At 43.1% G+C, this 2117-nt stretch carries 2 protein-coding genes and 1 pseudogene; 1 reads left to right on the forward strand and 2 read right to left on the reverse strand.

Annotated features, from left to right (window positions below):
• Positions 1 to 190: hypothetical protein (locus EHQ17_RS19925; RefSeq protein WP_210414534.1), on the reverse strand; the 190-nt coding region annotated here is incomplete at its 3' end.
• Between the two features lie 360 nt (positions 191 to 550).
• On the opposite strand from EHQ17_RS19925, the gene EHQ17_RS02360 reads away from it, so the two are divergent.
• The gene (locus EHQ17_RS02360) at positions 551 to 1507 is read left to right on the forward strand and encodes an integrase core domain-containing protein (RefSeq protein ID WP_135736129.1); all 957 of its coding nucleotides are present in this window, start codon (positions 551 to 553) and stop codon (positions 1505 to 1507) included.
• Positions 1508 to 1561: 54 nt separating this feature from the next.
• Here EHQ17_RS02360 and EHQ17_RS19715 read toward each other — a convergent pair.
• Positions 1562 to 1990: pseudogene (locus tag EHQ17_RS19715) on the reverse strand (polymorphic toxin-type HINT domain-containing protein); the annotation flags it as partial.
• Between the last annotated feature and the right edge of the window lie 127 nt (positions 1991 to 2117).

Genomic DNA, 2117 nt, shown 5'->3' on the forward strand with positions numbered 1-2117 from the left:
AGTTATTGTATTCTGCTTTTGAAACATTACATTTCTCTAATGCCAATAACTTGACCACGCCTTGATCGCTCGCGGGGTCGTAGAAGGAAATCTCTCTTTGCGAACCAATGGTGCACGATCCCAGGACCTTTCTTGAAACAAAACTATCAGTTTCAATTTCAAACGATATCAAGGGTTTTTCGTGCTCCATACAACGATTCTCTATGACTATTCTACAATATCGAATAAAAATTGTCAACTTCAAACGCTTTTTCTTCCAATTTATCTTATTTCTAACTGTTTTCGGGACCAAAAATCAGACATTTTGTCCCCTAAAACGCGGTTTTTTCTCTGCTCGTGTGATTCGAATCAACAACTCTTCGTTCCAATGAATTCCAAAGTCCATTCAGGTTCTGTAATCTGATTTATTTCGCTTAGAATACAATGTGAGTTGGGAAAAAGATTTCAAAAAACTTCAGCCTGTTGTCGCAAAAACCTCATAATTATAATCTGAAAGTATTTACGTTCCGTTTTTGGTGGTGAGGGTAGGTTTGTTGCACAATTTGGTGCGGTGGAGTCACCTAATCATTGTTACTGTAGCACTTGGTTGTTTCTGTTTATTCTCGAAAATATTTTGTTAGTCCTTCTTTGGAAATTTCCTCCGCAAACAGTCGCAAAGGGCTACAGGTTTCTACTTCTAAAATACAGACAAATCTTCGGGTTCAAGAAAAGATCAAGCGGAAGATCCAAGCTCCGTATATATTGGGACATCTACTATCAAGTCAAAGACATGTTGAAAAACGGAGCTTCCTGGGGAGCTTCCAGAATTCATTCAGAGCTTTTACTTTTAGGATTTGATATTTCCTTAAGTTCCGTGAAACGGATCATCAAAAGAATTCTAAAATCATACAAACCATTTCGAGGAAATTGGAGTGCCTGGCTGCGGTTGATCTCTCAAATCCAAGGATATACAGTCGCAATGGATCTTTGTCGCATCAACACGGTTTACGGATCTACGTCGTTTCTTCTTGCCTTCATTCATCTCGAATCCAGAAAAATAGTTCATTTCAATATCACCTTCAATCCAACTCGAGATTGGATCTTGAGGCAAATTCAAGAAGCCAAATCGCTTTGTCCCCAGTTCGCAGTCCTTCTGCGAGACAACGACGTTCTGTTTTCAGGGAGGAAAATCCTTCAAGGATTAGAGGAGTTAGGGATCGATTCTCTTTTCACTCCACCCGCTTCTCCCTGGTGCAATGGTATCATGGAACGATGGTTCGGTTCCTTGAGGAGGGAATGTTTACATCATATCCCCATTCTTTCACTCAATCACGCTCAATACACGGTAGGAGAATACGTTAACTACTACAACTTCTGGAGGCCACATCTCGCTCTTAACAAAGATTCACCCTGTGGGAGAGTCGTTACCTTCCCTTCTCCTACCTCCAAGATTATCAAACGACAAGTTCTTGGGGGGTTGCATCATGTTTACTTCCATTCCGAGGTCAAAAATGACATTCCCGCTTAACACTTGTTAGCTGTGCACCACAGAAATACTTAACAAACGACGGTTTTTGGACTAGGACAGTTCTTCCGCGTTGTTCTGACTTGCCTGCAAAAAGTTCTGCGTCCACGTCTCTTTGTTTTGCACCGCTTGTTCGATCTTGTTCAAAAACAACGCCTGGTTCGCTTCGTGTTCCGCCTTGAAGTCCGCTCTCCAGTCCTTCCACTTCGCACCAAACTCCTGCGCCATGTTCTCCCAGCGTTTCGTTCCCACTTCTTTCAAGTACGAAACATTCTGGATCCAATCCTGTTTCAGGTCAGAGAATTCTTTTTCTTTCAAATCCCACTGCTGCGATTGTTTGTCAGCACGCTGTTTCAACTCCATTCCAAAAAGTTGCGTCACAACTCCGTTCTCGCCCATATAGTCCTGGATAACCTTTTGGTAAATGTCCGTTTCCACGTTACGCGCAACCTCGTCCGGAGCCCCCGTTGTGTTGGTGATCTTCTTCGGCCGCGTCCTGCGGTGACGATCCGTAGAGAGGCATCGCGCTGAGTTGCGCCGGACCGCGCTCGCAGCTCCGGTCAAGTTATTGTATTCTGCTTTTGAAACATTACATTTCTCTAATGCCAATAAC

The sequence above is a fragment of the Leptospira gomenensis genome (assembly GCF_004770155.1).
Classification (GTDB): Bacteria; Spirochaetota; Leptospiria; order Leptospirales; family Leptospiraceae; genus Leptospira; species Leptospira gomenensis.